This is a genomic window from Oikeobacillus pervagus (assembly GCF_030813365.1).
GTDB lineage: Bacteria > Bacillota > Bacilli > Bacillales > DSM-23947 > Oikeobacillus > Oikeobacillus pervagus.
Window position 1 is genome coordinate 1 of the sequence record NZ_JAUSUC010000088.1, and the last position, 4,058, is coordinate 4,058.

The 4,058-nt window shown below is 37.9% G+C and carries 3 protein-coding genes; 1 reads left to right on the forward strand and 2 read right to left on the reverse strand.

What is annotated here, in order from left to right; all coding sequences use genetic code 11:
- Positions 1–250: 250 nt before the first annotated feature.
- A complete protein-coding gene (locus J2S13_RS16475) occupies positions 251–1,237 on the reverse strand; it encodes a diaminopimelate dehydrogenase (RefSeq protein WP_307258935.1) in 987 nt (328 codons plus the stop codon).
- A gap of 738 nt (positions 1,238–1,975) precedes the next feature.
- Positions 1,976–2,722 carry a MerR family transcriptional regulator gene (locus J2S13_RS16480; protein WP_307258936.1) on the reverse strand — a complete coding sequence of 249 codons (747 nt, stop codon included), beginning with the start codon at positions 2,720–2,722 and terminating at the stop codon, positions 1,976–1,978.
- A 218-nt stretch (positions 2,723–2,940) separates the two neighbouring features.
- Here J2S13_RS16480 and J2S13_RS16485 point away from each other — a divergent pair, with 218 nt between their 5' ends.
- The gene (locus tag J2S13_RS16485; RefSeq protein WP_307258937.1) at positions 2,941–3,963 is read left to right on the forward strand and encodes an SLAC1 family transporter; all 1,023 of its coding nucleotides are present in this window, start codon (positions 2,941–2,943) and stop codon (positions 3,961–3,963) included.
- The last annotated feature ends 95 nt before the right edge of the window (positions 3,964–4,058 follow it).

Genomic DNA, 4,058 nt, shown 5'->3' on the forward strand with positions numbered 1-4,058 from the left:
GTACCCCTTCCAATCAAATTAAATCATATTACTATAATCCGAAATAGGCATTAAACATTGTAATTATCATTTTACACAATATTAAGGACTTGACTCATTTCCCGGGGTTTATGAACATTTCCCAAGGATATTTGCACTGGTTCCCCGTGGATTTGCACTGATTCTCTGGTGATTTGCACATTTCCCGGGATTTATGCATATTTCCCAGGTATATTTGCACAAATTCTGGCACTTACTTTACGATGGACTTTTATAATAATTCTTTACGTAACTGGGCTGCTGATTTTTTTGATAAATAAGCTGGTGGTACATCAAAAACAGATTTTGCACCTGCTTGTCCTTCTTTATTCATTCGCACAGCTGCGCGCGCATAAGCTACGAGTACGCTTGAGGTGAATTCTGGGTTACTATCAAGTTTTAACGAAAATTCTATGATTTGATTATTATCCACACCTGTTTTGCCACTTCGAATTACAAATCCTCCGTGTGGCATTTTGGAGTGATTTTTAGCCAGTTCTTCTTCCGAAATAAAATGAACAGTTGTATCATAATCGGCAAAATAGTTTGGCATCGTTTTAATTTCTTGTTCAATTTTAGCAAGGTCTGCTCCTTCTTCAGCGACAACGAAGCATTCACGAGAATGTTTTTCCTTCGTTGATAGTTCTGGATTCTCGCCATTTCTTACTCGTTCAATCGCTTCTTCAACAGGAATTGTATATTGAACCCCGCCTTTTACTCCTTTAATTCTACGGATAGCGTCAGAATGCCCTTGGCTTAAGCCTTTTCCCCAGAACGTATATGTTCCGCCTTCTGGTAAAATCGCTTCCCCCATCAATCTATTAATAGAGAACAAACCTGGGTCCCATCCAACAGAAATAATGCTTGTTTTCCCTCCTGCAGTCGCAGATTGGTCAACTGTTTCAAAGTACTCAGTGATTTTAGCATGTGTATCAAAACTATCAATCGTATTAAACAGCTTAGCAAATAATGGGCCTTGTTCAGGAAGATCTGTAGCAGAGCCCCCGCATAAAATCATCACGTCAATCTCATTGACATACTCTTCCGCTGCCGAAATATGTAAAACCTTGACTTCAGGATCATTCACTGCAACACTCGCAGGATCTCTCCGGGAAAAAATAGCGACTAAGCTCATATCATCATTTTGTTTTATCGCCGATTCTACTCCTCTTCCTAAATTACCGTAACCGACGATTCCTACTCTAATCTTGTTTTCCATTCAAATTGCCTCCTGTATAAATGATTACCCTTTTAAACCGGATTTATTAGGATTCATAACTAAAAAATAGGAATTTCATTGTATTTTACATGTTACCTTTTTTCATTTTTATATGCAATCTTGAATATAGATGAATATTATACTTTTTTAGTATAGGAATATTTGTCCAGATTGGTATCCGATATACCTGAATCGCCAAGATTATGAAGTTCCCTCGGGATTTGCATATTTCCCACTTGGATTTGACTATTTCCTAAGAGCTTTTGCGCCACTTCTAAGCGGATTTGCGCTGGTTCTCCCGGTTTTTGAACATTTCCCAACATATTTGCATATTTCCCGCATTTATTTGCACCTTTCAGCTATTGGATTCCACCTTTGTTTCCTATACTCTCCCGCATTTTTGTGCCATTGGCTATCTGCTTCTCCCCTTGTTTCCTCTACTTCCTTGCTTTTCTACTTTTGCATATTTCCCACTTGGATTTGACTATTTCCTAAGAGCTTTTGCGCCACTTCTAAGCGGATTTGCGCTGGTTCTCCCGTTTTTTGAACATTTCCCAACATATTTGCATATTTCCCGCATTTATTTGCACCTTTCAGCTATTGGGTTCCCCCTTTGTTTCCTATACTCTCCCGCATTTTTGTGCCATTGGCTATCTGCTTCAACCTTGATCCCATACACTTCCTATTTTTGCTCTTGAAAAAAGCACAAGGTAGTCGCTTCCTTGTGCTCTATTATCACTATGCTTTATTTTTCTCTGCAAAAACAGCCATGGCTTTGCACATAAATTGTGCTAGACCTTCCCCAAATTGATCAATATTTTTCGTAAATCGCTCATCGTCTACATACATTTGGCCAAGGCCTTTGAATGCATCGAGTGAGTAATGGCCCATTTTGTTTAGAAATTCATACCATTCTTGGATGCCCACTTGTGCTTCTTTCGATTCGGGAGCCATGTGGCGGATCTCTGCTAGTTTTCTGTAAATAGAATTAAAAGTTTCCTCGAAGTTGCTTCGTTCTTCCTTCGACATATCGGCAAGCTTTTTATTAGCTTTCTCAACTGCTTGATTTCCCCAACGTTCACGTGCTTCTTGTTCATACGGATTATGGCTAAAATCAAACCCTTCGAATTTTTCCTTGTTAGTCATTTGAATTTCCCCTTTCATATGTTGAATCGTTTTCTCTACAGTCTGAATCATCTGATCTAATCGTTTACGTTTTTCTAGCAACATTTTTCGATGCATTTGTAATGCCTCATTTCGATCAAAAGAAGGACTATTTATGATTTCTTTAATTTGTTTTAAAGGGAAGCCCAGTTCTTTAAAAAATAAGATTTGCTGCAAAGTCTCAATATTGCCTTCAGAATATAAACGATATCCAGATTCCGTTGTTTCCTCTGGGGTCAATAGCCCGATTTCATCATAATGATGTAATGTGCGCACACTAATTCCGACTAGATCTGCTACCTCTTTCACTTTCATTGTCACTCTTAATGGCCCCCTTCAATTGTTACTATAAAGTATTACGTTACGTGAGAGTCAACAGATTGTATGAATTTTTTAACCCAATATATTTCTACTGTTTAAATGGTGTATATATTATAATCAAAGGTAGTGATTCGGTTTAATTAGAAACGTGGGGGATCATTTTGTATTTTTTCGTTGGAGTCTGTCTATTTGCTATGATGATACTCTTATTAAAGAAAATGGGTTATTCACATATAAAAAATTCATATGGGGCCATTATTATGGCAACGGGAATTACAATTAGCTTGCCTATTTCCGATTTTATTCCTGAATCCATAATTAAATGGATCACAACGGCCTTGATTACCATAATACTTTTTCTAATTTTCCAATATACGAAGGATGCCTTTTACAGACGTTTCTATCGTCTTCATTTACAGCATCCACTTACTAGTTTTGCGAATGGAACATGGGTGGCAGGGATTTCTGTTGGAATTCTAATCGTTGTTCATGTCTTCCCTTCCCTTACATCCATTGCGAAATTCTTTTTTATCGGGAATGTGGTGCTATGGCTACTCTATATCCTGCTCGTTGTGAGGAATTTTTTCGTTTTATCTAAAGTGAAAGAGTATCGACAACATACAAATGGGATTTTATTATTATCTTGTGTGTCGACTCAATCCATTGTCCTTTCGGGGGAAACTTTATTTGGAGATTGGATACCAGGAGGGATCTTCACTTTCCTCATCTACTTCGGTTTCAGTTTTTATCTCTTAAGCCTTTTGTTTATGACCCGATCTATTTTAACGAAGCAAATTCATAATTTAGCCGACAATTGGATGAACATGAATTGCATTATTCATGGGGCCCTTTCGATTACAGGTTACGCTAGTATTATGACACATGCGACTCCGAATTCCTTTATCAATGGGATTTGGTGGACTGCTTTAATTTTAGTTTTAGCCATTGAAGGAATTGAGTATATTAGAATGGTTCAGCGGGTAAAAAGATACGGATGGCGCGACGGGGTATTTAGCTATAGTAGAACCCAGTGGGCGAGAAACTTCACTTTGGCCATGTTTTTAACCTTTACCCTTCATTTTTCCCCGACCGCTTTTCACCTTTTAAACCGATATATTGGGGCGGAATACATTGTTTTATTGCTCATACTAATTGAATACATCCTGTTCCTTCAACATATTCTGGCTGTTATTGTTTTAAAATCAAAAGGGAGAGTGAAGGACGAAGGATTGACTTTTTAAAACAATCGAGTAGAGTGAACGAATCGGAATTTTGATTCGTTCGACCCTCTCACACCACCGTACGTACGGTTCCGTATACGGCGGTTCAATAATTT

What these genes read in the sequence shown, in the direction of transcription:
- J2S13_RS16475 (WP_307258935.1), bottom strand. Translation starts at nt 1,237, where the DNA reads ATGGAAAACAAGATTAGAGTAGGAATCGTCGGTTACGGTAATTTAGGA.
- J2S13_RS16485 (WP_307258937.1), top strand. Translation starts at nt 2,941, where the DNA reads ATGGGTTATTCACATATAAAAAATTCATATGGGGCCATTATTATGGCA.